This is a genomic window from Pseudomonas sp. PDM17 (assembly GCF_014851985.1).
Lineage (GTDB): Bacteria > Pseudomonadota > Gammaproteobacteria > Pseudomonadales > Pseudomonadaceae > Pseudomonas.
In genome coordinates this window covers 558,354-584,091 of record NZ_JACVAT010000003.1, presented here as the reverse complement: position 1 = coordinate 584,091, position 25,738 = coordinate 558,354, and the positions used below count along the sequence as shown (strand labels likewise).

Sequence of the window (25,738 nt, the reverse complement as noted above, 5' to 3'; positions counted from 1 at the left end):
CTACGAAGAACTTGCCGCTTTGTAGGCGCGTCTAGCGGTAAATCCCGTTCTGCCCATGCCCCGCCATGGCGCGGTTGCCGCGCTCGGCGATCATCAGCGACGGCTGCACCAGCTCGAAGCCCTGGGCCTTCAGGGTCGGCAGCACGCGCTTGAGCACAGCCAGGGTCGCCGGCTTCGGGTGGCCGATCATCACCACCGTGCCCTGCTTGCGCGCCAGTTTCAGGCCGCGCTGCATCTGCTCCATCACCGCCGCTTCGCTCGGATCGTCGTCAAGGAAGACGTCCCGCGACAGGCTGGCGAGGCCGATCTTCTGTGCCTCGGCAGCAGCCACGGTGGCGGCGCTGGTGCGGCTGTCGAGCAGGAACAGGTGGCGGCGCTGCAGCTCAGCAGCCAGCCAGGCCATGGCCGGGCGGTCGGCGGTCATGCGGCTGCCTTCATGGTTGTTCACGCCCTGCACGTAGGGCACCTTCGTCAGCGCGGCGTCGAGACGGCGCGCGCGCTCTTCCTGGGTCAGCTCCGGGGCCCAGGCGTAACCACCGCCGGCCGGGTCCATCGGCATGTGCAGCATCACGGTGCGCCCGCGATGGTGCGCTTCGCGCGCCAGTTCGGCGGCGTGGGGTGTATCGGGGATGATCGCCAGGGCGATGGCGGGGGAGATGTCGAGCACCTGGCGGTCGCGCGCCAGGTTCTGCCCGAGGTCGTCGATGACGATACTGACCAGCGGCTTGCCGCCGTCCGGCCGGGGCGCGGCGGCCACCGGCAGGCACAGCAGCGCGCCCAGGCACAGGCCGAAAAGCAGCCGGGCCGGGCGCATCGGTCAGTTGTTGCCGCGGCTGACGCTGAGTCCTTTCAGCAGGCTGAGGGCTTGGCTGAGCTGGTAGTCGCCATCCTGCGGGCGATCCACCGGTGGTTTGCCGGAAGTGGTCGGACGATCCTGGCCGCCATTGCCGTTGGCCAGGTGGCCCTGCAGGTCCGCTTCCTTGAAACCGTCGAATTCGCTCTTCTCGCGGGTCACCTTGGCGCGTTCCACCTCGATGTCCGGGGTGATGCCCTGGGCCTGGATGGAGCGGCCATTGGGGGTGTAGTACAGCGCGGTGGTGAGCTTCAGGGCGCGGTCGTTGTTCAGCGGCAGCACGGTCTGTACCGAGCCCTTGCCGAAGCTGTCGGTACCCATGAGGATCGCGCGCTTCTGGTCCTGCAGGGCGCCGGCGACGATCTCCGCAGCCGAGGCGCTGCCACCGTTGATCAGCACCACCAGCGGGACGCCGTCGCTCGGGTCGGCCGGGTCGGCGGAGAAGCGCAGCTCGGAGTTCGGGATGCGGCCCTTGGTGTAGACGATCAGGCCCTTGGTGAGGAAGGCGTCGGCCACTTCCACCGCGGACTGCAGCACGCCGCCGGGGTTGTTGCGCAGGTCCAGCACAATGCCCTTGAGCTTGCCCTTGTTGTCATTGCGCAGCTTGGAGAGCGCCTTGACGGTCTCCTCGCCGGTGTTCACCTGGAACTGGGTGATGCGCAGGTAGCCGTAGCCCGGTTCGAGCAACTGGCTCTTCACGCTCTTGACCTTGATGACGGCGCGCTTGAGGGTTACGTCGAATGGTTTTCCGCCACCGCGCACGATGGTCAGGGTGATGGGCGAGCCGGCCTTGCCGCGCATGCTGTCCACCGCCTCGTTCATCGACTGTCCCTTGGTCGGCTTGCCGTCGATCTTGACGATCAGGTCGCCCGGCTGGATGCCGGCGTTGGCTGCGGGGGTGTCGTCGATCGGCGAGATCACCTTGACGAAGCCGTCCTCGCTGCCGACCTCGATGCCCAGGCCGCCGAATTCACCGCTGGTGCTTTCCTGCAGTTCGGCGAACTCTTCCGGGCCGAGGTAGGCCGAATGCGGATCGAGGTTGCTGAGCATGCCCTTGATGGCATTTTCCAGCAGCGTCTTGTCGTCCACCGGTTCGACGTAAGCCGCCTTCACCCGGTCCAGGACCTCGGCAAAGGTGCGCAGCTCGTCGAGCGGCAGCGGAGCCTCCTTGCCGTTGGCCGCAGGGGATGCGGCCGGCGCGTCGGCGGCCTGGACCGCACCGACGCCGAGCAGCAAGGCCAGGGCCAGGGTAGTGAGACGGAAAGCTTGCGACATGTTTGGCTCCTAATGCGTGATCGCCGCTTATCCCTGCGTGCGACACCAGGTCGAAGGGTCCGCCGGGCGGCCCTGATGGCGAATGGCAAAATACACCGCCGGGGTACTCTGACCCCCGCTGGCTCCCACGGTTGCAATGGGATCGCCCGCTTTGACGGTATCGCCGGCGTCCTTCAGAAGACTTTGATTATGCCCATAAAGGCTGAGGTAGCCACCACCGTGGTCGAGAATGACCAGCAGGCCTGAGCCGCGCAGCCAGTCGGCGAACACCACGCGGCCGCCATGCACGGCGCGCACCGTACTGCCGGCGTTGGCGCCGATCAGAACGCCATCCCAGGTGGCGCGGGGGTCGTCGCCGCGCGGGCTGCCGTAGCGCGCCAGCACGCGGCCATCCACCGGCCAGGGCAGTTTGCCCTTGGTGGCGGCGAACGCGCCGCCGAAGCCGGTGCCGCTGGAAACCAACGGGCCGCTGTAGTCGGGGCGTTTGGAGGGCGTTGCGGGCTTCTCGCCGCGTGCGGCCAGTTCCTGCTCGCGCTTGACCCGCTCGCGTTCGGCGGCCAGGGCGCGCTGGCGCGCTTCCTCGGCTTCGCGGGCCTGGCGAGCGAGGGTTTCCTCGATGGTCTTGAGGACTTTGTTCAGGTCGTCCTGGCTCTGCTCGCGGTCCTTGAGCTTGCTGCTGCCGTCCTTCAGGTCGCTGTTGAGCTTGGCCAGGGTCTCCTGGCGCGCCTTGCGGGCGTCGGCCAGTTCCTGGCGGCGGGCTTCGAGGGCGGTCTGCTGGGCGACCTGCTCGTCCTTCTGCGAGGTGATTTCCTGTTCGACGTTGCTCAGCTGGCGCAGGGTCTCGTTGAAGGCCGAGAGCTGCTCCAGGCGCGCCTTGTTGATGTAGTCGTAGTAGGTGAGGGTGCGGCTGAACTTCTCGGGATGTTCCTGGTTCAGCAGCAGCTTGAGGTATTCCTGGCGGCCGCTTTGGTAGGCGGCGCGGGCCTGGATGGCGATCAGGCGCTGCTGCTCAAGGCGTGCGCCCTGGAGTTTTTTTTTCTCCGAATCGAGGCGCTGCAGTTCTTCCTCGTTCTTCTTCATCTCGTCCTGGATCTGCCTGATCTGCTTTTCCAGGTCGCCCATCTGGGTTTCGGTGGACTTGAGCTGTTTCTGCACCCCGGACTTCTCGTCCTGGATGTTCTTCAGGTTCTTCTTCAGCTCATTGATGTCTTTCTGCGTCTGCTCCAGCTGACGTTGGGCGTCGGCGCGTTCGTCGGCAACGACCGCGAGCGGGCTCAGGAGGCAGATCAGCAGCAGCGGGAGGAGGGCGCGGGGCATTGGGCGGCGGGCACCTGGATTCTGGACCGGGCTAGTATGCCCGTGGCGGGCGCTAAAAAAAACGCCCCAGGCCGCATGGCGTGGGGCGTTTGCTCTGACCGGCGGGAGATGGCTCACGTTCCCGCCCAATCGTCGTCCTTAAAGGAGGGTGACGATCGATTTGCCGGTCATCTCTTTGGGCTGTTCCAGACCCATCAGGTTCAGCAGTGTCGGGGCCACGTCGGCGAGCACGCCGCCCTCGCGAATGCTGACCTTGCGCTTGCCGACGTAGACGAAAGGCACCGGCTCGCAGGTGTGCGCGGTGTGCGCCTGGCCGGTCATCGCGTCTTCCATCTGCTCGACGTTGCCGTGGTCGGCGGTGATCAGGGCTTCGCCGCCGACCTTGTCCAGCGCCTCGACGATCCGACCGACGCAGGTATCCAGGCACTCGACGGCTTTCACTGCGGCCTCGAATACGCCGGTGTGGCCGACCATGTCGCCGTTGGCGTAGTTGACGATGATCACGTCGAAACGCTGGTTCTCGATGGCGTCGACGATCTTGTCGGTGACTTCCGGCGCGCTCATTTCCGGCTGCAGGTCATAGGTGGCGACCTTGGGCGAAGGGATGAGGATGCGTTCTTCGCCTTCGAACGGCTCTTCGCGGCCGCCGGAGAAGAAGAAGGTCACGTGGGCGTACTTCTCGGTTTCGGCGATGCGCAGCTGAGTCTTGCCGTTCTTGGCCAGGTACTCGCCCAGGACGTTGTCCAGGGATTCGGGCTTGAACGCGCTGGGTGCCGGGATGCTTGCGGCGTACTGGGTAAGCATCACGTACTCGGCCAGGTGCAGCTCGCGCTGGCGCGGGAACTCCTTGAAGCCCGGCTCGACGAAGGCGCGCGACAGTTCGCGGGCACGGTCGGCACGGAAGTTCATGAAGACCACGGCGTCGCCGTCTTCCACGCGCACCTGTTCGCCAATGCGGGTGGCCTTGACGAATTCGTCGCTCTCCCCGCGCTCATAGGCGGCGTTCAGTGCGCCCACGGCGGTGTCGGCGGTGAATTCGGCGGTGCCGTCGGTGATCAGGTTGTAGGCGGCTTCGACACGGTCCCAGCGATTGTCGCGGTCCATGGCGAAGTAGCGGCCGATGATACTGGCAGTGCGGCCCTTGCCGATGCGGGCGAAGGCGTCGTCGAGCAGCTTCAGCGAAGGCTCGGCGCTCTTGGGCGGGGTGTCGCGGCCGTCGAGGAAGGCGTGCAGGTAGATCTTCTGCGCGCCACGCTGTGCGGCCAGCTCGGCCATGGCAATCAGGTGGTCCTGGTGGCTGTGTACGCCGCCATCGGAGAGCAGGCCGAGGATGTGCACGGCCTTGCCGGCACCCGCGGCCTTGTCGACGGCACCGGTCAGCACCGGGTTCTGGAAGAACTCGCCGTCGCGGATGGCCTTGGTGACGCGGGTGAAGTCCTGGTAGACGACGCGGCCGGCGCCCAGGTTCATGTGGCCTACCTCGGAATTGCCCATCTGGCCGTCGGGCAGGCCGACGTCCATGCCCGAGCCGGAGATCAGGCCGTTCGGCTGGCTGGCCAGCAGGCGGTCCCAGTTGGGCTTCTTCGCGGCGTAGATGGCGTTGAATTCAGGGCTATCGCTATGGCCGAAGCCGTCCAGGATGATCAGGACCAGCGGTTTGCGCGTTGCAGTCATAGGTACGGCTCTTTCCGAGAATAGGGGTCAGAAAAGGACCGACATTTTACCGGTTGGTGCCGACAGACGCCATGATTGGCAGGGTTCAGCCGTCAGATACGCGCGTGTATACTGGCCGGCATTTTTACGTCTGGATGTCCTGCGCATGTCTTCGTTTCTTCCTCGTCTGATCGAATTCGCCACCCACCACTACCTGCTGGTCGGTGCCCTGGTCATCCTGCTGGTGCTGCTGGCCCTGCACGAAATGCGCAAGGGCGGCCGCGCGCTGTCCACCCGCGAGCTGACCGCCATGGTCAACGCCGAGCAGGCCGTGGTGCTGGATATCCGCCCGACCAAGGAGTTCGCCACCGGCCATATCGTCGGCGCCCTGAACATCCCGGCGGACAAGCTGAACGCCCGCCTGAGCGAACTGGACAAACACAAGGCCAAGACCATCATCGTGGTCGACGGCATGGGCCAGCATTCGGGCACCTGGTGCAGCGTGCTGCAGAAGGCCGGCTACACCGCCGCCAAGCTCTCCGGCGGCATCGGCAGCTGGCGTGGCGATAACCTGCCCCTGGTGAAGTGAGATGTCGTCGACCTTGATCTACACCAGCGCGTGGTGCCCTTATTGCATCCGCGCCAAGGCCCTGCTGGACAAGAAGGGCGTCGCCTACGAGGAAATCTCCGTGGACGGTAAGCCTGGCGTGCGCGCCGAGATGGCCAGCAAGGCGGGTCGGACTTCAGTGCCGCAGATCTGGATCGACGGAACCCACATCGGCGGCTGCGACGATCTTTACGCGCTGGAACGCGCGGGCAAGCTGGATACGCTGCTCTCGGCGTAATTCCTCATTCTGAAACGATGCACAAGAAGGTCCCGAAATGACTGAACAAGCCAGCAACGGCGCAGCCGAACAAGACAACAACCCGCAGTTCTCGCTGCAGCGCATCTACGTGCGCGACCTCTCCTTCGAGGCCCCCAAGGCTCCGGAAATCTTCCGTCAGGAGTGGCAGCCGAGCATCGCCATGGACCTCAACACCCGTCAGAAGCAGCTCGATGGCGACTTCTACGAAGTGGTCCTGACCGTTTCGGTGACCGTGAAAAACAACGAGGAAACCGCTTTCATCGTTGAAGTGCAGCAGGCTGGCATCTTCCTGATCAAGGGCCTGGACGCGTCCAGCATGAGCCACACCCTGGGCGCCTTCTGCCCGAACATCCTCTTCCCGTACGCCCGTGAAACCCTGGACAGCCTGGTTGTCCGCGGTTCGTTCCCGGCGCTGATGCTGTCCCCGGTGAACTTCGATGCGCTGTACGCGCAGGAAATCGCCCGCATGCAGGCATCCGGCGAGATCCCGGCCCAGTAAACACTGACGCCGAACGAGAAAGGCGCCTTCGGGCGCCTTTTTCTTTGCCTGCGATTCGGTGTTGATCGAATTTTGATCAGAGTTGCGCGTGCCACGGGGCTCCGGGCTCAGGCACGCTTATCCACAGGCTGTTCCAGCAGTTGCTCAGGGTTGCTGTGGGTAAGGGAGGCGCGTTCAAGTTTGGTGCATGCGCACTAGCAGGGCGCAGCGAACGTCGCGGCGGGGAGGCCCTGAAGTACCCGGTGTAGACGCTGGCGGGAGTCACTTCGCACGCCTGACGATATTCCTGAAGACCTCTGGTTTCGCGGCCTTCAGGCCGTCGGAGGGGGCTTTTGAGCGAGGCATAATGCCCTTCGAGCAATCTTGGCACGCCCTCTGCAATACCCCTGATAACAGCGATTTCAGGGGCCTCGGTACAGGCAGGCTGGGGAACCCCTCTTTTACAACTTGCGAGCGTGCCGCCCGAGGCGGTGGCCGTCGCAGCCGGTTCGGGGGTCCTGGTACAGGCAGGCCGGGAAAGCCCCCTTTTTATGCCCGCAGGCGCGCCACGGCGCACCGCGCACCCGTTAGGGGTCCTGGTACAGGCAGGCCGGGTAAACCCCTCTTTTATGCCCGCGAGCCTCCTTTCGGAGGGTTCGCTTCCCGCTTCGGGGCCCCGGACCAGGCAGGCCGGGAAAACCCCGCTTTTATTCGGGCCGCGCGCTGATGGTCAGGCGCCACCGGCCCCCGACCTCGGTGCTGTCCCAGGTACCCTGCAGGCGCCGGGTCGACAGCAGCGTCAGCAGAACCCCACGCTCCCTTGGCTCCAGCTTCCAGCGCACCGGCGCATCGCCGATCCGCAACTGGCCCTGGCGTGCGTTGCCGCTGGCGTCGATCTGCACGGCCAGCGCGCCGTCCAGATGGCCGGCGCGAACGGCGGGCTGCGCGTCCAGAGTGACTACCAATCCATCGGCGGAAGGCTCTACGGCAAGGATCTGCGGAGGCCCCTCGTGTGGCGGATTCACCAGCCGGCCAAGCATCAGGCCCAGCAGCAGGCCGAGCACGCACAGCGAAACCAGCACCTTCAACCAGGGCCTGGGCCGCATTTGCTCCTTGGCGGGGGTAGAATGCCCGCCGTTCTCAGGCTCGGAGCGCTGCATGTTCCACGTAATCCTTTTTCAACCGGAAATCCCCCCAAACACCGGCAACATTATCAGGCTGTGCGCCAACGCGGGCTGCAGCCTGCACCTGATCGAGCCGCTGGGCTTCGAGCTGGACGACAAGCGCCTGCGTCGCGCCGGGCTGGATTACCACGAGTACGCCAGCGTGCGTCGGTACGCGAGCCTGGAAGAGTGCCTGGAGCAGCTTGGCCAGCCGCGCCTGTTCGCCTTCACCACCAAGGGTTCGCAGCCGTTCCACGAAGTGGCGTATGAGCGCGGCGACGCCTTTCTGTTCGGCCCGGAAAGCCGTGGCCTGCCGGAAGAAGTGCGTGACGCCCTGCCACCGGAACAGCGCGTGCGCCTGCCGATGCGTCCTGGCTGCCGTAGCCTGAACCTGTCCAACACCGTGGCTGTGACCGTCTACGAAGCCTGGCGTCAGCACGGCTTCGCGATGGATTGAGCGTTTTCTGATCAATTCTCGCAATCCCGCGCCAGGCGGGGAGCGCAGCGGGTTGCCCCAAGCTTATCCACAGGCGGGCACACAGTGGATGTGGGCAAGCCGGAAATTCCTGCACAGAAACCACGCAAACCTCCAGACCGCGCGTGCTCTGGGCTGTAGCACGTTCCTTCCCCGTTCCGTGCACAGTGTTATCCACAGATTCTGGGGATAGATGTTGCCGGGATATGACCGCGTTCAGCCTGCGTAGCCCTTGGGCCAGGGCCTTTTTTGGAGAGCGTCGCGCAAGAAAAAAGGGGCCTTCTGGCCCCTTTCTCGTGGAAGGACTTCAGTCCTCGCCGTCGTCATCCGGGCCGTCGATCTTCATGCCCAGTTCCTTGATCTTGCGGGTCAGGGTATTGCGGCCCCAGCCCAGCAGCACGGCGGCATCGCGGCGGCGGCCGGCGGTGTGCTTGAGCGCGGTCTCGATCATGATCCGTTCGAAAGCCGGCACCGCGGTATCCAGCAGGCTGGACTGCCCGCGGCCCAGCGCCTGGTCGGCCCAGTGGCGCAGGGCCTGCTCCCAGTTGGCGGCCGGTACGCTGTCCTGCGGCTGGGTCATCAGCTCCGGCGGCAGGTCATCGATGTGCACCTCGCGGCCGGAAGCCATGACGGTGATCCAGCGGCAGGTGTTCTCCAACTGGCGCACGTTGCCCGGCCAGCCGAGGTTCTTCAGGTATTCCTCGGTTTCCGGCTTGAGCAGCTTGGGCTCCACCGCCAGTTCCTGCGCCGCGCGGGAGAGGAAGTGCCGGGCCAGCGCGGGGATGTCCTCGCGGCGGTCGGCCAAACGCGGGATGTGCACGCGGATGACGTTCAGGCGGTGGAACAGGTCCTCGCGGAACTTGCCCTCGCGCACCAGGTTTTCCAGGTTCTGGTGAGTTGCGGCGATGATCCGTACGTCCACCTTCACCGGGGTGTGGCCACCCACGCGGTAGAACTCGCCGTCTGCCAGTACGCGCAGCAGGCGGGTCTGGGTGTCGGCTGGCATGTCGCCGATCTCGTCGAGGAACAGCGAGCCGCCGTCGGCCTGCTCGAAGCGGCCGCGGCGCTGGTTGGCCGCGCCGGTGAAGGCACCTTTCTCATGGCCGAACAGCTCGGACTCCATCAGGTCCTTAGGGATTGCCGCCATGTTCAGGGCGATGAACGGCGACGCCGCGCGGGGGCTGTGGCGGTGCAGGGCATGGGCGACCAGTTCCTTGCCGGTGCCGGACTCGCCGTTGATCAGCACGGTGATGTTGGAGTGCGAGAGGCGGCCGATGGCGCGGAACACCTCCTGCATCGCCGGCGCCTCGCCGATGATTTCCGGGGTGCGCGTCTGGTTGGCCGGCGCTTCCAGGCCTTGCTGCTCCTGGGCGTGCTGGTTGGCGCGCTTGACCAGGGAGACCGCCTCGTCGACGTCGAAAGGCTTGGGCAGGTATTCGAATGCCCCGCCCTGGTAGGAGGCCACGGCGCTGTCCAGGTCCGAGTGCGCGGTCATGATGATCACCGGCAGGCGCGGGTGTACCTCGCGGATCTGCGCCAGCAGGTCGAGGCCGCTGGAGCCGGGCATGCGGATGTCGGAGATGATCACGTCCGGCTGCTGCCGGCCCAGGCGGCTCATCACGCTGTCGGCGCTGTCGAAGCTGACGGTGTTCATGCCTTCCTGTTGCAGGGCTTTTTCCAGTACCCAGCGGATGGAGCGGTCGTCGTCGACGATCCAGACGGTCTCTGATCGGCTCATGGTCAATGCACTCCTTGTTCCAGGGGCAGGAACAGACTGAATACGGTGTGGCCCGGATGGCTGTCGCATTCGATCAAGCCCTGGTGCTGGCTGATGATGTTCTGGGTAATCGCGAGGCCCAGGCCTGTGCCGTCGGCACGCCCGCTGACCATCGGATAGAAGATGGTGTCCTGCAGTTCGGCCGGGATGCCCGGGCCGTTGTCCATGATCTCCACCTTGCACACCAGGCGATGACGCGTGTGGCCGATGGTGAACTGGCGCAGGGTGCGGGTGCGCAGGGTGATGCGCCCCAGCTTGAGTTCGTTCTGCGCGGAGATCGCCTGCATGGCGTTGCGCACGATGTTGAGCACGGCCTGGATCATCTGCTCGCGGTCGATCAGCAGGTCAGGAATGCTCGGGTCGTAGTCGCGCACCAGCGGGATGGTGCCCTGGGTCTCGGCTTCCACCAGGCTGCAGACGCGTTCCAGCACTTCGTGGACGTTGGTCACCGAGAGCTGCGGCAGCTTGTTGGAGCCGAGCATGCGGTCCACCAGATTCCTCAGGCGGTCGGCTTCTTCGATGATGACGTTGGTGTAGTCCTTGAGCGATTCCTCTGGCAGCTCGCGGGAAAGCAGCTGCGCCGCGCCGCGAATGCCGCCCAGCGGATTCTTGATCTCGTGGGCCAGGCCGCGCACCAGTAGCTTGGTGGTTTCCTGCTTGGACAGCTGCGCTTCTTCCTTGGTGATCCGCAGGAGTCGGTCGCGCGGGTGGACCTCCAGCAGCAGCAGGGTGTCGCGGCGGTCGAGGATCGGCGTCACCGCGTAGTCCACGGTGATGGTCTGGCCAGTCAGCGAGGTCAGGCTCGCCTCGCGCTTGGTGAAGGGATGCGCCTCTTCCACTGCCTGGCGCAGCGACTGCAGCGCCTCGGGCGATTCGGTGAACAGCTCGCTGATGAATTGCCCGTGGCTGCGCTGGCCACTGACTGCCAGCAGCATTTCCGCCGCCGGGTTCATGTACTCCAGGCGCAGCTCGGCATTGAGCAGGATCACCGCCGTGGTGAGGTTGTCGAGCAACAGGCGGAGCTGGGTTTCTGTAGGCATGGCGTAAGAGATGTCCCAAGACTGTGCGGGAAAATGCAAAAAGCAAACCAGGCCCTGAAAAGACGCGTATTTCGCGGCATCGCGCTGATTTGCGGTGCGCAGGAGGTCGATCCGGCCAGCGGAAGTGACCCGAAATGGGGAGAGTATAGAAAGTGGTGCAGGCGTATGCACCGATATGGTGCATTTGCGCCTGGCTGCACGCCGCGTCAGCGGTCGGCGGCAGCGAGCGGGTGGGAAGTGTCCAGATCGGCCGATTCGGCCACGGAAACGCGGAACATGTGGAAGGGCTGGCTGGGCGTCTGCTCGATGGTTCGGCCGAGGGTGTCGATGATCTCTACCGAAAGCTGGTGGGTGCCCCGGTCGATGTTGTTCAGCGGGAACACCGGGCTGCGGCCGGGCTCGCCCACGGGCTTGCCGTCCAGCAGCAGGCGGTAGAGATGCCCGGGCAGCAGGGCCGGGTCGCTGGTGGCGGAGACGATCAGTGCGCCGTCATTGGCTCGCACGGTGGCGTCAGGCTCCGGCACGATGATGCGTAGCAGCTGGTAGGCCGGCGGGCCGGGAGGCAGCTCGGGCGTGGCCGGCGCGTACAGCGGCGGCGGCATGCGCACGCCGTTGGGCGAGCCGGGCTGCGAGTTGATCGGCGCCAGTTGCAGCTTTTGCGCGTTGCCGCGCGGCGGCTGATCGGTGAAGACGCGATTACCTTCCTTGTCGATGTAGGTGTAGACCTCGGCGCTGGCCGACAGGCAGAACAGCGCCGACAACAGGGTCACCGACAGGAGAGTCGCCAGATAGCGCATCGTCAGCCGCCCGTCCTGGGTTGGACCTTGGGCCGTTGCGGACTGTTGGTGCTGATGCGTTGCAGGGTGAAACTCACCGGCGCGCTGGCCTGGATCACGCGGCTTCCCTGCAGCACCTGGACTGCCAGGGTGTGGTCGCCGCGGTCGATTTCCTGCAGGCCGATGCTGGTGCTGCTGGTCGGTGCGCCGTAGGGCTGGCCGTCGAGCACCAGTTGCAGCAGATGGCCGCCTGCCAGGGCGGGCTGCACCACGACATTGACGATGAAGGTGCCGTTGTTCTGCCGTAGCGACTCGTCATCCGGCAGGTTGCTCAGCGCAAGAATGGCGTAGGGAGTGGCGGTCTGGGTCGCAGTGCCGCTGTCGGCGGGCGCTGCGACCGGGCCTTGCGGGCCGACGGTGTTGGTCGGCGGCAGCTCCACGGGCTTGGCGTCGACATCGGTCGGCGGCTGGTTGGTGAACACTGTCTTGCCGTTGGCGTCGGTGTACTTGTAGATCTGCGCGCTGGCTGGCAATGCGGCGGCGAGCAGCAGGGCGGTGAGGATCAGGCGCATGAAAAATCTCCGGATGGTCATGCCAAGCCTTGCACCGCCGACGGCGGCTGGCAAGTTGCCTATTGTCTTTCAGCGGGGCGCCGCGCGTTGTGCGCTGCTGCTCGTGGGGGACCTTTCCTGCGCGGGACGGGTCCGAGCCTGGCGCCGGCGTCTGTATGATGCGGCAAGCGTGATTGTCCATGTTGGTGGGGTATGCCTGTGAGTCCGATTCGTTACCTGCTTCGTCAGTGGCTGCTGCTGTGCTGTCTGGGCCTCGGCTTGTCCGTCGCCGGGCCCGCGCTGGCGGCGCTTCCCGGGCCGCTGGCCGGGGTGACGGGAGGTGGCGAGGCGAAGGTCAGCGACGCCCAGCTGGAGCAGTCGCTGAACCAGGTGATCAAGACCCTGGAGAACGACCAGCAGCGCGCCGACCTGCTGAAGAAGCTCAAGCAGTTGCGCGACGCCACGCAGAAGAGTTCCGAGGACCAGGGCGGCGTGCTCGGTCTGATCGGCGATACCCTGGGTAGCCTGGAGCGCCAGTTCGAGGGCGCCAACAGCCCGGTGGTGCGCTGGAGTGAACTGTTCCAGGGCGCCGGCTTTGAGCTCGACGCCCGCACCCCGTCGCTGGCGGAATGGCCGGGGATGATCCTCGATTTCGCCCTGGTCATCCTCATCTGGGCCTGCGTCGCGCTCGGCCTGCGCTGGATCGCCGGGCGCATGCGCAAGCGCTTCGGCCTGGAGGGCGAGCTGCCGCAACATCCCAAGACCCGCGACCTGCTGCTGTTTGCCCTGCGCAAGCTCGGTCCCTGGCTGGTGGCCTTCCTGATCACCGTCTACCTGTCCCTGGTGCTGCCCAGCTCGCTCGGCAAGCTGGTGGCGATGGTGATCGCCTACACCCTGGTGTGCGGTACGCTGTTCTCCGCGCTGTGCGTGATCTCCCTGTCGCTGCTCAGCGGCCCGCACCGCATGCGCGCGCTGGATATCCTGCGCCGCCGCGCCTTCCGGCCGCTCTGGCTGATCGGCAGCCTCGCGGCGCTGGGTGAAGTGATGCACGACCCGCGCGTCATCGAGAGTCTGGGGATGAACATCTCGCTGTTTGTCGGTTCTGTGGCGAACATCTGTGCCGCGCTGCTCACCGCGCTGTTCGTCCTGCAGTTCCGCCGGCCCATCGCCCACCTGATCCGCAACCAGCCGCTGGAGCGTCGCCTCAAGCGCCGGGGCCTGAGCGACCTGGTGGAGCTGATCGGCTCGATCTGGTTCCTGCCGGTGCTGGTGCTGGTGGGCATCTCGCTGTTCGCCACCATCGTCACCGCCGGCGACAGCAGCTACGCCCTGCGCCGCGCCCTGGTCTGCGCCGCCGTTGCGGTGGTGGCGATGACCGTCAACGGTCTGATCCGCCGCGCCCACCAGCGCTCCGCGCGGCGCGGTGCGCGTCGCCATGCGCCGTATATCGAGCAGTTGCAGAGCTTTGGCTACACGCTGCTACACATCGGCAGCCTGCTGTTCTTCCTGGAGATCGGCCTGCGCGTCTGGGGCATGTCGCTGGTGCGTTTCGCCGAAGGCGACGGCTCGCAGATCAGCCTCAAGCTGTTCAGCTTTGGTACCACCCTGCTGGTTGCCTGGCTGGTCTGGATTCTTACCGACACTGCGGTGCAGCACAGCCTCGGCCTGGGCGGCAAGAAGAGCGCCAACGCCCGCGCGCTGACCATGCTGCCGCTGATCCGAAACGTGCTGTTCGTGACCATCGCGGTGATTGCTCTGATCGTCGCGCTGGCCAACATGGGCATGAACGTCACGCCGCTGCTCGCCGGTGCTGGTGTCATCGGTCTGGCCATCGGCTTTGGTGCGCAATCACTGGTGGCGGACCTGATCACCGGCCTGTTCATCATCATCGAGGACTCGCTGTCCATCGACGACTACGTCGACGTAGGTGGCCACCTCGGTACGGTGGAGGGGCTGACCATCCGCACGGTACGCCTGCGTGACCTGGATGGCGTGGTGCACACCATCCCGTTCAGCGAGATCAAGAGCATCAAGAACTACTCGCGGCAGTTCGGCTACGCCATGTTCCGCTGGCCGGTGCCGGCAAGCATGCCGATCGATGACGCGCTGGCGCTGGTCAAGGAAGTCTCCGGCGAACTGCGCGGCGACCGCACCATCAACCGCGCCATCTGGTCGCCTCTGGAAATCCAGGGCATCGAGAGCTTCGACGCCGGCCAGGCGATCCTGCGCTTCCGCTTCAAGACCGCGCCGATCCGCCAGTGGGAAGTGCAGCGTGCCTTCAACCTGCGCCTGCGGCAGAAGCTCGACAAGGCCGGGCTGGAGCTCTCCATGCCGCGCCTGAACGTGCAGCTCTCGCGCATGCGCAAATCGCGCCGCGAGGACGACGAGGAGTCGGGCGTGCCGGCAGACGGCGGGATCTGATCCCGGCGGACTTCAGGGCATCTTCAGCGCACGGCAGGTGCGGCGCAGGTCACGATCGTCGATGCCTTCGCAATCAGCCGCGGTGCCGCTGGTCATCGCTCGACAGGTGCGGCGCATGTCGCGGTCATCAATGCTTTCGCAGTCGCCGGGGTTGTTGGTGACGATGGCCTGGCATTGCCGGCTGGTGTCACGGTCATGGATGTCGCTGCAATCGGTCCTGCCATTGTCGGGCGCAACCTTCGCCTCGCAGTACCGTCGCAGGTCACGGTCGCCAATGCTGTTGCAGTCCGTGATGCTGCCGCTCCTCACCGCCTCGCACATTCGTTGCAAGTCGCGATCTCGCACATCGTTGCAATCGGTCTGCGCGTGAGCGGAAAGCGGCAGGCAGAACAGCAGGGGCAGAATTCGGGACAAATGGTGCATCGAAACCCTTCCTGGGTAGTGGCGTCGGAGTGAAATCTAGTCATGGTCGATGCGGCCGGCAATAAAAAAGGCCTCCCGAAGGAGGCCTTAATGCTGTCGCTATTTATAGGTATTCGTGGATCAGACGCTGTAGTACAGGTCGTATTCCAGCGGGTGCACGAAGGTGCGCACCTTGATTTCTTCTTCCGACTTCAGCTCGATGTAGGCATCGATGAACTCGTCGGTGAACACGCCGCCCTTGGTCAGGAACGCACGGCCCTTGTCGAGTTCTTCCAGCGCCTCTTTCAGGCTGCCGCAAACCTGCGGGATTTCCTTCGCCTCTTCCGGCGGCAGGTCGTACAGGTTCTTGTCGGCGGCATCGCCGGGGTGAATCTTGTTCTGGATGCCGTCCAGGCCGGCCATCAGCAGAGCGGCGAAGCACAGGTAGGGGTTGGCAGCCGGGTCCGGGAAGCGCGCTTCGATGCGGCGGGCTTTCGGGCTGGAGACGTACGGGATACGGATCGAGGCGGAACGGTTACGGGCCGAGTAGGCCAGCATGACCGGGGCTTCGAAGCCCGGAACCAGACGCTTGTAGGAGTTGGTAGCCGGGTTGGTGAAGCCGTTCAGGGCCTTGCCGTGCTTGATGATGCCGCCGATGAAGTACAGGGCGGTGTCGGACAGGCCGGCATAGCCTTCGCCAGCGAAGGTGTTCTTGCCATCCTTGGAGATGGACATGTGAACGTGCATGCCCGAGCCGTTGTCGCCGTACAGCGGCTTCGGCATGAAGGTCACGGTCTTGCCGTAGGCGTCGGCAACGTTGTGGATGCAGTACTTCAGGGTCTGAACTTCGTCAGCCTTGGCAACCAGGGTGTTGAACTTCACGCCGATTTCGTTCTGGCCGGCAGTCGCCACTTCGTGGTGGTGAACTTCGATGACCAGGCCCATTTCTTCCATGGCGTTGCACATGGCAGTACGGATTTCGTGGTCGTGGTCGACCGGCGGTACCGGGAAGTAGCCGCCCTTGACGCCCGGACGGTGGCCTTTGTTGCCGGTCTCGATGTCAGCGTCGGTGTTCCAGGAAGCCTGCTCGGAGAAGATCTTGAACATCGAGCCAGAGATGTCGGACTTGAACTTCACTTCGTCGAAGATGAAGAACTCCGGCTCCGGACCGACGAATACGGTGTCACCGATACCGGTGGACTTCAGGTATTCCTCGGCGCGCTTGGCGATGTTGCGCGGGTCGCGCTCGTAGCCTTGCATGGTGCTCGGCTCGATGATGTCGCAAACGATGATCAGGGTCGGCTCTTCGGTGAACGGGTCGAGCACGGCGGTGCTGTCGTCCGGGAGCAGGATCATGTCGGAGGCTTCGATGCCCTTCCAGCCTTCGATGGAGGAGCCATCGAACATCTTGCCGGCTTCGAAGAACTCGTCGTCCAGCGCGTCGCGGGCGGGCATGGTGACGTGCTGCTGCTTGCCTTTGGTATCGGTGAAGCGCAGGTCAACCCACTTCACGTCATGATCTTTGATCAGTTGTTGCGACTTGTACGACATGCTGTCCTCCAGGAGGGATTAGAGCTGGGAGCTTTCTGTGCCCCAGTAACGGGTGATGCCGGCCGGCATAGTCGGCCAGGGCAACCTGCCTCACAAGAGAGCAAGTTGCGTGCCAGTGCCCGTAAACGGGCAGGGGCCCTGAAATCACGGGGTGTAGCGGGTGTTGCAGAGAATTGCGCGATAATAGTGCACCGCTTTGGTGCTCCATCGTGGTGCGTCAGTCCATTTTGGTGCATCAAAAAGAAAGTCTCCGATTTCTGCTCAAGTCTTGAGCAATTTCGGATATAATTCCGCCCCTTTTTTTCAGTCCCATGGCAATCGCCCGATCCGCATGAAACTCATCGTCAAGGTCTTCCAGGAAATCACCATCAAGAGCCGGCCGGTGCGCAAGCGCTTCATCCGCCAGCTGGCGAAGAACATTCGCACGGTGCTCCGCGATCTCGATCCCGAGCTGCTGGTCGAAGGCGAGTGGGACAACCTCGAGGTCGAGACCAAGGTCACCGACCCGAAAGCCCTGCGGGAGATGATCGAGCGCCTGACCTGCACGCCGGGCATCGGCCACTTCCTGGAAGTGCACGAGTACCCGCTGGGCGATTTCGACGACATCCTCGAGAAGTGCAAGGCCCATTTCGGCGACAAGCTGCCGGGCAAGGTCTTCTCCATGCGCTGCAAGCGCGCCGGCAAGCACCCCTTCACCTCCATCGATGTGGAGCGCTACGTCGGTGGCGGCCTGCGCCAGCATTGCGGCGCGGCGGGCGTCTCGCTGAAGAACCCGGAAGTGGAAGTGCGCGTGGAAATCCGCCATGACCGCCTCTACGTGATCCACGCCCAGCACGATGGCCTCGGCGGCTACCCGCTGGGCGCGCTGGAGCAGGTGCTGGTGCTGATGTCCGGTGGCTTCGACTCCACCGTGGCGGCCTACCAGATGATGCGCCGCGGCATGATCAGCCACTTCGTGTTCTTCAACCTCGGCGGCCGTGCTCACGAACTGGGCGTGATGGAAGTCGCGCACTACCTGTGGAAGAAGTACGGCAGTTCCCAGCGCGTGCTGTTCGTCAGCGTGCCCTTCGAGGAAGTGGTCGGCGAGATTCTCACCAAGGTCGACGACAGCTACATGGGCGTGACCCTGAAACGCATGATGCTGCGCGCCGCGAGCCGCGTAGCCGAGCGCCTGGAGATCGATGCGCTGGTGACCGGCGAGGCGATTTCCCAGGTCTCCAGCCAGACCCTGCCGAACCTCTCGGTGATCGACCGGGTGACCGACACCCTGGTCCTGCGCCCGCTGATCGTCAGCCACAAGCAGGACATCATCGACACCGCGACGAAGATCGGCACCGCCGAGTTCGCCAAGCACATGCCAGAATACTGTGGCGTGATCTCGGTGAACCCGACCACCCAGGCCAAGCCGTACCGCGTCGACCACGAAGAAACCAAGTTCGACATGGCCGTGCTCGATCGCGCCCTGGAGCGTTCCACCCAGATGACCGTCGACCGCGTGATCGACGAACTGGGCAAGGACCTGGCCGTGGAAATGGTCGACGAAGTGCTGGCCGGGCAGATCGTGGTGGACATCCGTCACCCGGATGCCCTGGAAGATGAACCGCTGGCCATCGAGGGCATCGAAGTCCTGGCCATGCCGTTCTACGCGATCAACAGCAAGTTCAAGGAACTGGACCCCAATCGCCAGTACCTCCTGTATTGCGACAAGGGCGTGATGAGTCGCCTGCACGCCCACCACCTGGTCAACGAAGGGCACACCAATGTGCGTGTTTACCGTCCGCAATAAAGGCGCGGACCAACGCCGCCAGCCCGGACTGTTCGGCGGCAGTATCCGCCACCGACCTCCCGACACATTCGGTGCGTAGGCTCACGCCCTGACCTTTTGCACCGCCGCGCCAAGGCCCGGCCCCCGCTGCCGAAAACGGCAGCCGAAGATTCACTATCGAGACTGACACTGTGATCGAAAAACTGCGCAACATCGCCATCATCGCCCACGTCGACCATGGCAAGACCACCCTCGTAGACAAGCTCCTGCGCCTGTCCGGCACCCTCGACCGCAAAGAAGCGGAAAACGAGCGCGTGATGGACTCCAACGACCAGGAAAAAGAGCGTGGCATCACCATTCTGGCGAAGAACACCGCCCTGAAATGGAATGACTACAGCATCAACATCGTCGACACCCCCGGTCACGCCGACTTCGGCGGTGAGGTGGAGCGTGTGATGTCGATGGTCGACTCCGTACTGCTGGTGGTCGACGCCCAGGACGGCCCCATGCCGCAGACCCGCTTCGTGACCCAGAAGGCGTTCAAGGCCGGCCTGCGCCCGATCGTCGTCGTGAACAAGATCGACCGTCCGGGCGCGCGTCCTGACTGGGTCATCGACCAGATCTTCGACCTGTTCGACAACCTCGGCGCCACCGACGAGCAGCTGGACTTCCCGATCGTCTACGCCAGTGCCCTGAACGGCATCGCCGGCATGGACCACGAGAAGATGGACGACAACATGGACGCGCTGTTCCAGGCGATCATCGACCACGTTCCGGCGCCGAAAGTCGACGTCGACGGTCCGTTCCAGATGCAGATCTCCCAGCTGGACTACAACAGCTTCCTCGGCGTGATCGGCATCGGCCGTATCGCCCGCGGCAAGGTCAAGACCAACACCCCGGTTGTGGCCATCAGCGACGACGGCACCAAGCGCAACGGCCGCATCCTGAAGATCATGGGTCACTCGGGCCTGCAGCGCGTTGAAGTCGCTGAAGCCGAAGCCGGTGACATCGTCTGCGTCTCGGGCATGGACGAGCTGTACATCTCCGACACCCTGTGCGACCCGCAGAACGTCGAAGCGCGCCCGCCGCTGACCGTTGACCAGCCGACCGTGAGCATGACCTTCCAGGTCAACGACTCGCCGTTCGCCGGTAAAGAAGGCAAGTTCGTCACCAGCCGCAACATCAAGGACCGTCTGGACAAGGAACTGCTGCACAACGTGGCCCTGCGCGTCGAGCAAGGAGACTCCCCGGAGAAGTTCAAGGTCTCCGGCCGTGGCGAACTGCACCTCTCGGTACTGATCGAAACCATGCGCCGTGAAGGCTTCGAGCTGGCCGTAGGCCGTCCGGAAGTGGTCATCATCGAGACCGCCGAAGGCGAGAAGCAGGAGCCTTACGAGAACGTCACCATCGACATCGAAGAGCAGCACCAGGGCTCGGTGATGGAGCAGATGGGCCTGCGCAAGGGCGATCTGACCAACATGATCCCCGACGGCAAGGGCCGCGTGCGTCTGGAATACACCATTCCGGCGCGTGGCCTGATCGGCTTCCGTAACAACTTCCTGACCCTGACCTCGGGTACCGGCATCCTGACCTCGACCTTCAGCCACTACGGCCCGATCAAGGCAGGCGAAGTGACCAACCGTCAGAACGGCGTACTGGTTTCCATGGCCACCGGCACCGCGCTGACCTACTCGCTGGAAACCCTGCAAAGCCGCGGCAAGCTGTTCCTCGGCCCAGGCGACGAGATCTACGAAGGCCAGCTGGCCGGCATCAACAGCCGTGACAACGACCTGGTGATCAACCCCACCAAAGGCAAGAAGCTCGACAACATGCGCGCTTCGGGCAAGGACGAAGTTATCGCCCTGGTTCCGCCGATCCGCTTCACCCTGGAGCAGGCGCTGGAATTCATCGCTGATGACGAGCTGGTGGAAGTGACGCCGAAGTCGATCCGTCTGCGCAAGAAAATGCTCAACGAGAACGACCGCAAGCGCTACGAGCGCGCCAAGGTCTGATTCGACTGGTAGCAAGGAAAAGCCGGGCATTTGCCCGGCTTTTTCGTTTCTGCGTAGCCGAAAGGCTGTGTCCGACGTCTGATTCGATGAAGCTGAGAGTTAGTGGACGCAGGCCAGGGAACTGGGCCGATATACTCAGCCTGCCGGGCCTTGCTGCCCGGTTCGGGATGGATTCGCACAGAACCTCAAGGATTCGAAAGCATGCAATGGATTTTCATGCTGGTCGGCCTGGTCATCGGCGCCGCTGCGGGCGAGTCGATCACCGGGGCGGTATTGGGCGCGGTGGTTGGCCTCGCGCTGGGACAGACCTTCGCGCTGCACAGCCTGCAGCGGGAGAACGCCAGCCTTCGCGGTGAGCTGAAGGCCTTTGGCGAGCGCTTCGACCAGGGCACCAAGGCCTTGTATGAGCGGCTGCTGCAGGTGGAACGTGGCGCGAGCGGGCAGACGCCGCCGCCGGCCGTTGTCGAGTACGTTGCACCGGAAATGCCGGTTGCGCCGACCGTAGTCCAGCCCGAGGACGAGGCACCCGTCAGCGAACCCGCTGCCACCGAGCTTGATTGGAACATCGAGCTGCCCGCCGACGAGCTGGCGCCGGCCGCTGCCGCTGCCGCGCGGGTGGAAGAGCCCATCGAGTGGTCCGACCTGGTGCTCGAACCGATGCAAAGGCCCGCCTTCCAGGCTCGCGCCGAGGAGTCCGAGGCCCATCCGCAGCCGACTCCTGCCGCCCCACCGCTGCCACCATCTCCGCCCGCGCCGTCCCTGTTCGACCGCGCCTTCGGCGCCGCCCGCGACTGGCTGCTGGGCGGCAACACCGTGCTGCGCGTCGGCGTTGTGCTGCTGTTCCTCGGCCTGGCCTTCCTGCTGCGCTACGCCACCGAAGGCATGACCATGCCGCCGCAAGGCCCTTACATCGGCACCGCCGCCGCCGCGCTGGCGCTGCTCGGGCTCGGCTGGTGGTTGCGTCATCGTCGCCCGGCCTATGCCTTGGTACTCCAGGGTACCGGCGTCGCGGTGCTCTACCTGACGGTGTTCGCCAGCATCAAGCTGTACCCGGCGATGAACCATGGCGAAGTGCTGATCGACCCGAAAGCCGGCTTCGTGCTGCTGGTGGCGGTCACCCTGTTCTCGGCGATCCTCGCCATCCTGCAGGACGCCGTGGGCCTGGCCGCCGCCGCGGCGCTGGGCGGTTTCGCCGCGCCGATCCTGGCGTCCACCGGCGGTGGCAGCCATGTCGCGCTGTTCAGCTACTTCGCCCTGCTCAACGCCGGCATCTTCGCCATCGCCTGGTTCAAGGCCTGGCGCATGCTCAACCTGATCGGTTTCTTCGGCACCTTCGGCATCGGCCTGGCCTGGGGGCTGCGGTCATACAAGCCGGAGCTGTTCGGCACGACCGAGCCGTTCCTGATCCTGTTCTTCCTCACCTACGTCGCCATCGGCCTGCTGTTCGCCCGCCGTCGCCTGCGCGAGGCGGCTGGCGCGCCGGAGGACGACTCCCGCGAGGCGCTGCTGCGCTGGTCGGCGCGGCAGACCGACTACGTCGACGGCACCGTGCTGTTCGGCACGCCGCTGGTGGGCTTCGGCCTGCAGTACGGAATCATCCAGCACCTCGAATTCGGTGCGGCGTTCAGCGCCCTGGCGCTGGGTCTGTTCTATATGGTGCTTGCCCGCCTGCTGGCCGGGCGCACCGCCGGCCGCGCGCTGCTGCTGGTGGAAACCTGCCTGGCGCTGGGCGTGGTGTTCGGCACGCTGGCGATCCCGCTGGGTCTGGACGCACGCTGGACCTCCGCCGCCTGGGCCGTGGAAGGCGCCGGCATCTTCTGGCTCGGCTTGCGCCAGCAGCGGCCGCTGGCGCGGATTTTCGCCTTGCTGTTGCAAATCGGTGCCGCGCTGGCCTTCCTCGGCGAACTGCGTGCCGACCCGCAGTCGCTGACGCTGCTCGACGGCGCACCGCTGGGCGCGTTGATGCTCGGTGTAGCGCTGCTGTTCAGCTTCTGGAATCTGCGCGGTGCCGATGCGCAGACCCTGCGCAGCTGGGAGCCGAACGCCCGCCCGGTGCTGGCGGCCTTCGGTCTGGCATTCCTTTACCTGATCGCGCCGCTGCTGATGGGGGCGGACGGCACGGCCATGACCTGGGCCGTCGCCGGGCTGGCGACACTGTTCGCCGCGCTGCGCCTGCGTTCGCGCACCTTCCTGGCCTGCGCCTTTGCGGTGCAATTGCTGGGCGGTGCGGTGTTCCTCCTGCATCTGCACGGCGCGCAGGAGGGCGGTGGTGTGCTTGGCTCGGGATGGCGCGGGCTGGTGACTGCCTCGCTGATCGGCCTGGCGCTGATCGCCGCCATGCTCATCGCCTCGCGCGATTCACTGGTACGTGACGACCGCCGGCTGATGCTCGGCCTGAGTGTGGTTCTGCTGCTGGGCCTGGCCTTCATCAACCTCGCCGTACTCTTCGTGCTGCCTTGGCAGACCTCCGCCGCCGTCTGGGCCGGCAGCGGTCTGCTGATCCTCTGGCTGAGCCTGCAATTGCAGCAGCGCGCGGCCTTCGTCTTCGGCCTGGTGCTGCAGGTGATCGGCGCGGGAGCCTTCCTGCTCGGCGGCTCCGCACTGTTCGGCGACCTGCCCAGTGAAGGTCTGAGGCCGCTGGCGCACATGGGCTTCTGGACCCCGGCGGTGCTGGCGCTGGCCGCGTTGGTCGGCGCCTGGCGACTGCACCGAGCCAGCGAGCGCGAGCGCAGCCTGGCGCTGGGTGGCCTTGGCCTGGAGCAACTGTCGCAACTTCTACTGGTGTGGGGCGCCGGCTGGTGGGCACTGACTGCACTGTGGGAGATCGCCCGATTCGTGCCGAGCGAGATGCGTGAACACACGGCGTTGCTGGTGGCAGCGGCCAGCGTCGGCCTCTGGTCGCTGCTGGCGCGGCGCGAACAATGGCGCGCGCTGGCGCTGCTGTGCCTGGCGCTGGTGCCGGTGTCGTTGGTGGCGCTGGCCAGTGCCTGGAACCTGCAATACCACCCGTTGGCGGAACTGGGCTGGCTCGGCTGGCTGGCGGTGTTCGCGGTGCATTTCTTCACCCTGCGCCGGCTCGCTGCACTGCTGCCGCACCGTGCGGCACAGGCAGCCCATGTGCTGGGCTGCTGGCTGATCCTCGGTGTGCTGGCGCTGGAGCTGCGCTACCTGTTCTTCGCCCTGGCCGAGCATTACAACGCCTGGCGCTGGCTGGGCTGGGCGCTGGTGCCGAGCCTGTTCCTCATCCTCATGGGCGGAGTCGCGCGCCTGCCGTGGCCGGTGGCGGCCTTCGAGCGCGAGTACCGCGCCATCGCCGCCGCCCCGGTAGCCCTGGCGCTGCTGGGCTGGTTCTGGCTGGTCAACCTGTTCAGCAACGGCGCGGCCGACCCGCTGCCCTACCTGCCGCTGGTGAACCCGTTGGAGCTGGGCATGCTCATCGTGCTGGCGGCGGTCTTCCAGTGGACGCGCCTGGGCCTGCCGCAACTGGGCGTGGCCGAGTCGACCCTGCGCCTGCCGGTGCAGGCGGTGCTCGGTGCTTCGCTGTTCGCCCTGCTGACCATGGCCGTGTGCCGCACCGCGCACCACTGGGGGAGCGTGCCGTTCGAGTTCGACTCCCTGAGCCAGTCCATGCTGGTGCAGGCCGGGCTGTCCATCGTCTGGGCGCTGATCGCCCTGGGCCTGATGATCGCCGGGCACCTGCGCGGCCGCCGCGACTTCTGGCTGGTCGGTGCGGTGCTGCTGGTCGTGGTGGTGATCAAGCTGTTCCTCGTCGACCGCGCCAGCGGCGGCAGCCTGGAACGCATCATTTCCTTCATCGGCGTCGGCGTGCTGATGCTGATCGTCGGCTACTTCGCGCCGCTGCCGCCGCGCCGGCCGGTGCCCGAAGCGCAACCGCAACAGGAGCAACCCTCCGCATGAAGCTCAAGACCCTCGTCCTGCTCGCAGGTGCCTGCCTGTCGGGCAACCAGGCCAGTGCCGCACCCACGCCGGCCGACTTCGCCCATCGTGTTCCGCTGGAGGTGTCCGGCGACGGTCCGTGGTACCGCGTGCAATTGCCTATCGAGGTGCTGTTCGCGGCCCGCCATGGCGACCTGCGAGACGTGCGCATCTTCAATGCCGAAGGCGAGGCGCTGCCCTACAGCCTGCGCACCAGCGCGGCCAGCGAGAAGGAGGTGCGCAGCGAAGTGCAGGCGCGCATCTTCCCGCTGCGCGGTGCTTCCGGCAGCGCGGCCGGCGACAACCTGAAGATCGTCCGCAGCACCACCGGCACCATCCTCGAAATCACTCCGAACGCGCCTGCTCAGGACAAGACCCAGGTACTGCGCGGCTGGCTGCTGGAAACCGGCTCCGGCGATTTGCCGCTGGACCGCCTGCTGCTGGACTGGACGGCGGACAGCGACGGCTTCCAGCGCCTGCGCATCGAGGCCAGTGACGATCTGGAGCACTGGCGTTCCCTGGGGGAAGGGCAGCTGGCGCGGCTGGATTTCAACGGCCAGCGCATCGAGCAGAACGACATCGCGCTGCCCGGCCAGACGGCGCGCTACCTGCGCCTGTGGTGGGAGTCGCCGGAGCAGGCCGCACAACTGATCGGCGCCACGCTCAGTGGCAGCCGCAGCAGTAGCGGGCCGGTGCCGATGCTCTGGTCCGAGCCGCTGGCGGCCAAGGCCGACAACAATGGCGATTTCAGCTGGAGCCTGCCGCTGGCGCTGCCGGTAGAGCGCGTGCGGATTCCCCTGCAGCAGGACAACACCCTGGCGCCGGTGGTGATCTCCGGCCGCCACGACGGTAATGTGCAGTGGTCGCCGCTGGCACGTGGCGTGCTGTATCGCCTGCCGGGGCAGGGCGGCGAAATCACCCAGGAGGAGCTGCAACTGCCCGGCACCACCCTGGGCCAGCTGCGGCTGCAGGTGGATTCGCGCGGCGGCGGCCTCGGCGGTTCGACGGCGCACCTGAGCGTGGGCGTCCGCGCCAGCGAACTGGTGTTCCTCGCCCGCGGCGGCGCGCCCTATGAACTGGCGGTGGGCAGCGGCTCGCTCAGCGATGGCAGCCTGCCCCTGACCACCCTGGTGCCCGGCTACGAGCCCAAGCGCCTGGCGAACATGGGCGAGGCGCGTCTCAAGGGCACTCTTCAGGCGCCGGCGACACAATTGCCCGCCGATGTCGCGAAAGCCGATACCCACTGGAAACGCTACGGCCTGTGGGCGTTGTTGCTGGCGGGCGTCGGCCTGCTCGCGCTGATGGCGCTGAGCCTGCTGCGGAGCAACCGCCAGGCGAGCTGATCGACGCGGATCGCCGCAAGATAGGGGTGTCGCCTGTAGAAATTCTGATACTGTCTTGCTTGTTCTGATTGCCAAATAACAACA

At 65.4% G+C, this 25,738-nt stretch carries 20 protein-coding genes; 9 read left to right on the top strand and 11 right to left on the bottom strand.

The window, feature by feature from the left end:
- Positions 1 to 31: 31 nt before the first annotated feature.
- From IB256_RS12860 to gpmI, 4 genes are all read right to left on the bottom strand, one after another.
- Complete coding sequence (locus tag IB256_RS12860) at positions 32 to 814, bottom strand: divergent polysaccharide deacetylase family protein (RefSeq protein WP_192293296.1); 783 nt, start codon at positions 812 to 814, stop codon at positions 32 to 34.
- 3 nt (positions 815 to 817) lie between these two features.
- Positions 818 to 2,128 carry a S41 family peptidase gene (locus IB256_RS12855; RefSeq protein WP_081515343.1) on the bottom strand — a complete coding sequence of 437 codons (1,311 nt, stop codon included), beginning with the start codon at positions 2,126 to 2,128 and terminating at the stop codon, positions 818 to 820.
- A gap of 27 nt (positions 2,129 to 2,155) precedes the next feature.
- On the bottom strand, positions 2,156 to 3,445 hold the full coding sequence (locus IB256_RS12850) for a murein hydrolase activator EnvC family protein (RefSeq protein ID WP_192293294.1): 1,290 nt from the start codon (positions 3,443 to 3,445) through the stop codon (positions 2,156 to 2,158).
- Between the two features lie 138 nt (positions 3,446 to 3,583).
- The gene (gpmI, locus tag IB256_RS12845) at positions 3,584 to 5,119 is read right to left on the bottom strand and encodes a 2,3-bisphosphoglycerate-independent phosphoglycerate mutase (RefSeq protein WP_192293292.1); all 1,536 of its coding nucleotides are present in this window, start codon (positions 5,117 to 5,119) and stop codon (positions 3,584 to 3,586) included.
- Between the two features lie 145 nt (positions 5,120 to 5,264).
- Here gpmI and IB256_RS12840 point away from each other — a divergent pair, with 145 nt between their 5' ends.
- The 3 genes from IB256_RS12840 to secB are packed head-to-tail and all read left to right on the top strand — an operon-like array spanning position 5,265 to position 6,463.
- Positions 5,265 to 5,687 (top strand): rhodanese-like domain-containing protein, encoded by a 423-nt coding sequence (locus IB256_RS12840; RefSeq protein WP_045215789.1) that lies wholly within the window; start codon positions 5,265 to 5,267, stop codon positions 5,685 to 5,687.
- A gap of 1 nt (position 5,688) precedes the next feature.
- The gene (gene grxC / locus IB256_RS12835; RefSeq protein WP_045215790.1) at positions 5,689 to 5,943 is read left to right on the top strand and encodes a glutaredoxin 3; all 255 of its coding nucleotides are present in this window, start codon (positions 5,689 to 5,691) and stop codon (positions 5,941 to 5,943) included.
- 37 nt (positions 5,944 to 5,980) lie between these two features.
- On the top strand, positions 5,981 to 6,463 hold the full coding sequence (secB, locus tag IB256_RS12830) for a protein-export chaperone SecB (RefSeq protein ID WP_017517171.1): 483 nt from the start codon (positions 5,981 to 5,983) through the stop codon (positions 6,461 to 6,463).
- Between the two features lie 686 nt (positions 6,464 to 7,149).
- On the opposite strand, the gene IB256_RS12825 is transcribed toward secB, so the two are convergent.
- Positions 7,150 to 7,548 (bottom strand): hypothetical protein, encoded by a 399-nt coding sequence (locus tag IB256_RS12825; protein WP_225601728.1) that lies wholly within the window; start codon positions 7,546 to 7,548, stop codon positions 7,150 to 7,152.
- Positions 7,549 to 7,600: 52 nt separating this feature from the next.
- Here IB256_RS12825 and trmL point away from each other — a divergent pair, with 52 nt between their 5' ends.
- Positions 7,601 to 8,062, top strand: a complete 462-nt coding sequence (gene trmL / locus IB256_RS12820; protein WP_081515348.1) for a tRNA (uridine(34)/cytosine(34)/5-carboxymethylaminomethyluridine(34)-2'-O)-methyltransferase TrmL — start codon at positions 7,601 to 7,603, stop codon at positions 8,060 to 8,062.
- A gap of 325 nt (positions 8,063 to 8,387) precedes the next feature.
- On the opposite strand, the gene ntrC is transcribed toward trmL, so the two are convergent.
- From ntrC to IB256_RS12800, 4 genes are all read right to left on the bottom strand, one after another.
- The gene (gene ntrC, locus IB256_RS12815; protein ID WP_138213866.1) at positions 8,388 to 9,818 is read right to left on the bottom strand and encodes a two-component system response regulator NtrC; all 1,431 of its coding nucleotides are present in this window, start codon (positions 9,816 to 9,818) and stop codon (positions 8,388 to 8,390) included.
- Positions 9,819 to 9,820: 2 nt separating this feature from the next.
- On the bottom strand, positions 9,821 to 10,897 hold the full coding sequence (gene glnL, locus IB256_RS12810) for a nitrogen regulation protein NR(II) (protein ID WP_192293288.1): 1,077 nt from the start codon (positions 10,895 to 10,897) through the stop codon (positions 9,821 to 9,823).
- A 206-nt stretch (positions 10,898 to 11,103) separates the two neighbouring features.
- Positions 11,104 to 11,694: a DUF4124 domain-containing protein gene (locus IB256_RS12805; RefSeq protein ID WP_192293286.1), complete on the bottom strand. Its 591-nt coding sequence runs from the start codon at positions 11,692 to 11,694 to the stop codon at positions 11,104 to 11,106.
- A 2-nt stretch (positions 11,695 to 11,696) separates the two neighbouring features.
- The gene (locus IB256_RS12800; RefSeq protein WP_192293284.1) at positions 11,697 to 12,245 is read right to left on the bottom strand and encodes a DUF4124 domain-containing protein; all 549 of its coding nucleotides are present in this window, start codon (positions 12,243 to 12,245) and stop codon (positions 11,697 to 11,699) included.
- A gap of 192 nt (positions 12,246 to 12,437) precedes the next feature.
- On the opposite strand from IB256_RS12800, the gene IB256_RS12795 reads away from it, so the two are divergent.
- Positions 12,438 to 14,645 (top strand): mechanosensitive ion channel family protein, encoded by a 2,208-nt coding sequence (locus IB256_RS12795; protein WP_192293281.1) that lies wholly within the window; start codon positions 12,438 to 12,440, stop codon positions 14,643 to 14,645.
- A gap of 12 nt (positions 14,646 to 14,657) precedes the next feature.
- Here the strand turns inward: IB256_RS12795 and IB256_RS12790 are convergent, their stop codons facing one another.
- Positions 14,658 to 15,068, bottom strand: a complete 411-nt coding sequence (locus IB256_RS12790; protein ID WP_192293279.1) for a hypothetical protein — start codon at positions 15,066 to 15,068, stop codon at positions 14,658 to 14,660.
- 120 nt (positions 15,069 to 15,188) lie between these two features.
- On the bottom strand, positions 15,189 to 16,598 hold the full coding sequence (gene glnA / locus IB256_RS12785) for a glutamate--ammonia ligase (protein WP_045215805.1): 1,410 nt from the start codon (positions 16,596 to 16,598) through the stop codon (positions 15,189 to 15,191).
- A 331-nt stretch (positions 16,599 to 16,929) separates the two neighbouring features.
- On the opposite strand from glnA, the gene thiI reads away from it, so the two are divergent.
- From thiI to IB256_RS12765, 4 genes are all read left to right on the top strand, one after another.
- On the top strand, positions 16,930 to 18,384 hold the full coding sequence (thiI, locus tag IB256_RS12780; RefSeq protein WP_192402806.1) for a tRNA uracil 4-sulfurtransferase ThiI: 1,455 nt from the start codon (positions 16,930 to 16,932) through the stop codon (positions 18,382 to 18,384).
- A 170-nt stretch (positions 18,385 to 18,554) separates the two neighbouring features.
- Positions 18,555 to 20,375 (top strand): translational GTPase TypA, encoded by a 1,821-nt coding sequence (gene typA, locus IB256_RS12775; RefSeq protein ID WP_138523659.1) that lies wholly within the window; start codon positions 18,555 to 18,557, stop codon positions 20,373 to 20,375.
- Between the two features lie 201 nt (positions 20,376 to 20,576).
- Entirely contained in the window at positions 20,577 to 24,293 is a 3,717-nt protein-coding gene (locus IB256_RS12770; protein WP_192402804.1) for a DUF2339 domain-containing protein, read from the top strand.
- A complete protein-coding gene (locus IB256_RS12765) occupies positions 24,290 to 25,654 on the top strand; it encodes a DUF3999 domain-containing protein (protein WP_192402802.1) in 1,365 nt (454 codons plus the stop codon). The genes IB256_RS12770 and IB256_RS12765 overlap by 4 nt, the downstream gene beginning before the upstream one ends.
- Positions 25,655 to 25,738 lie beyond the last annotated feature (84 nt).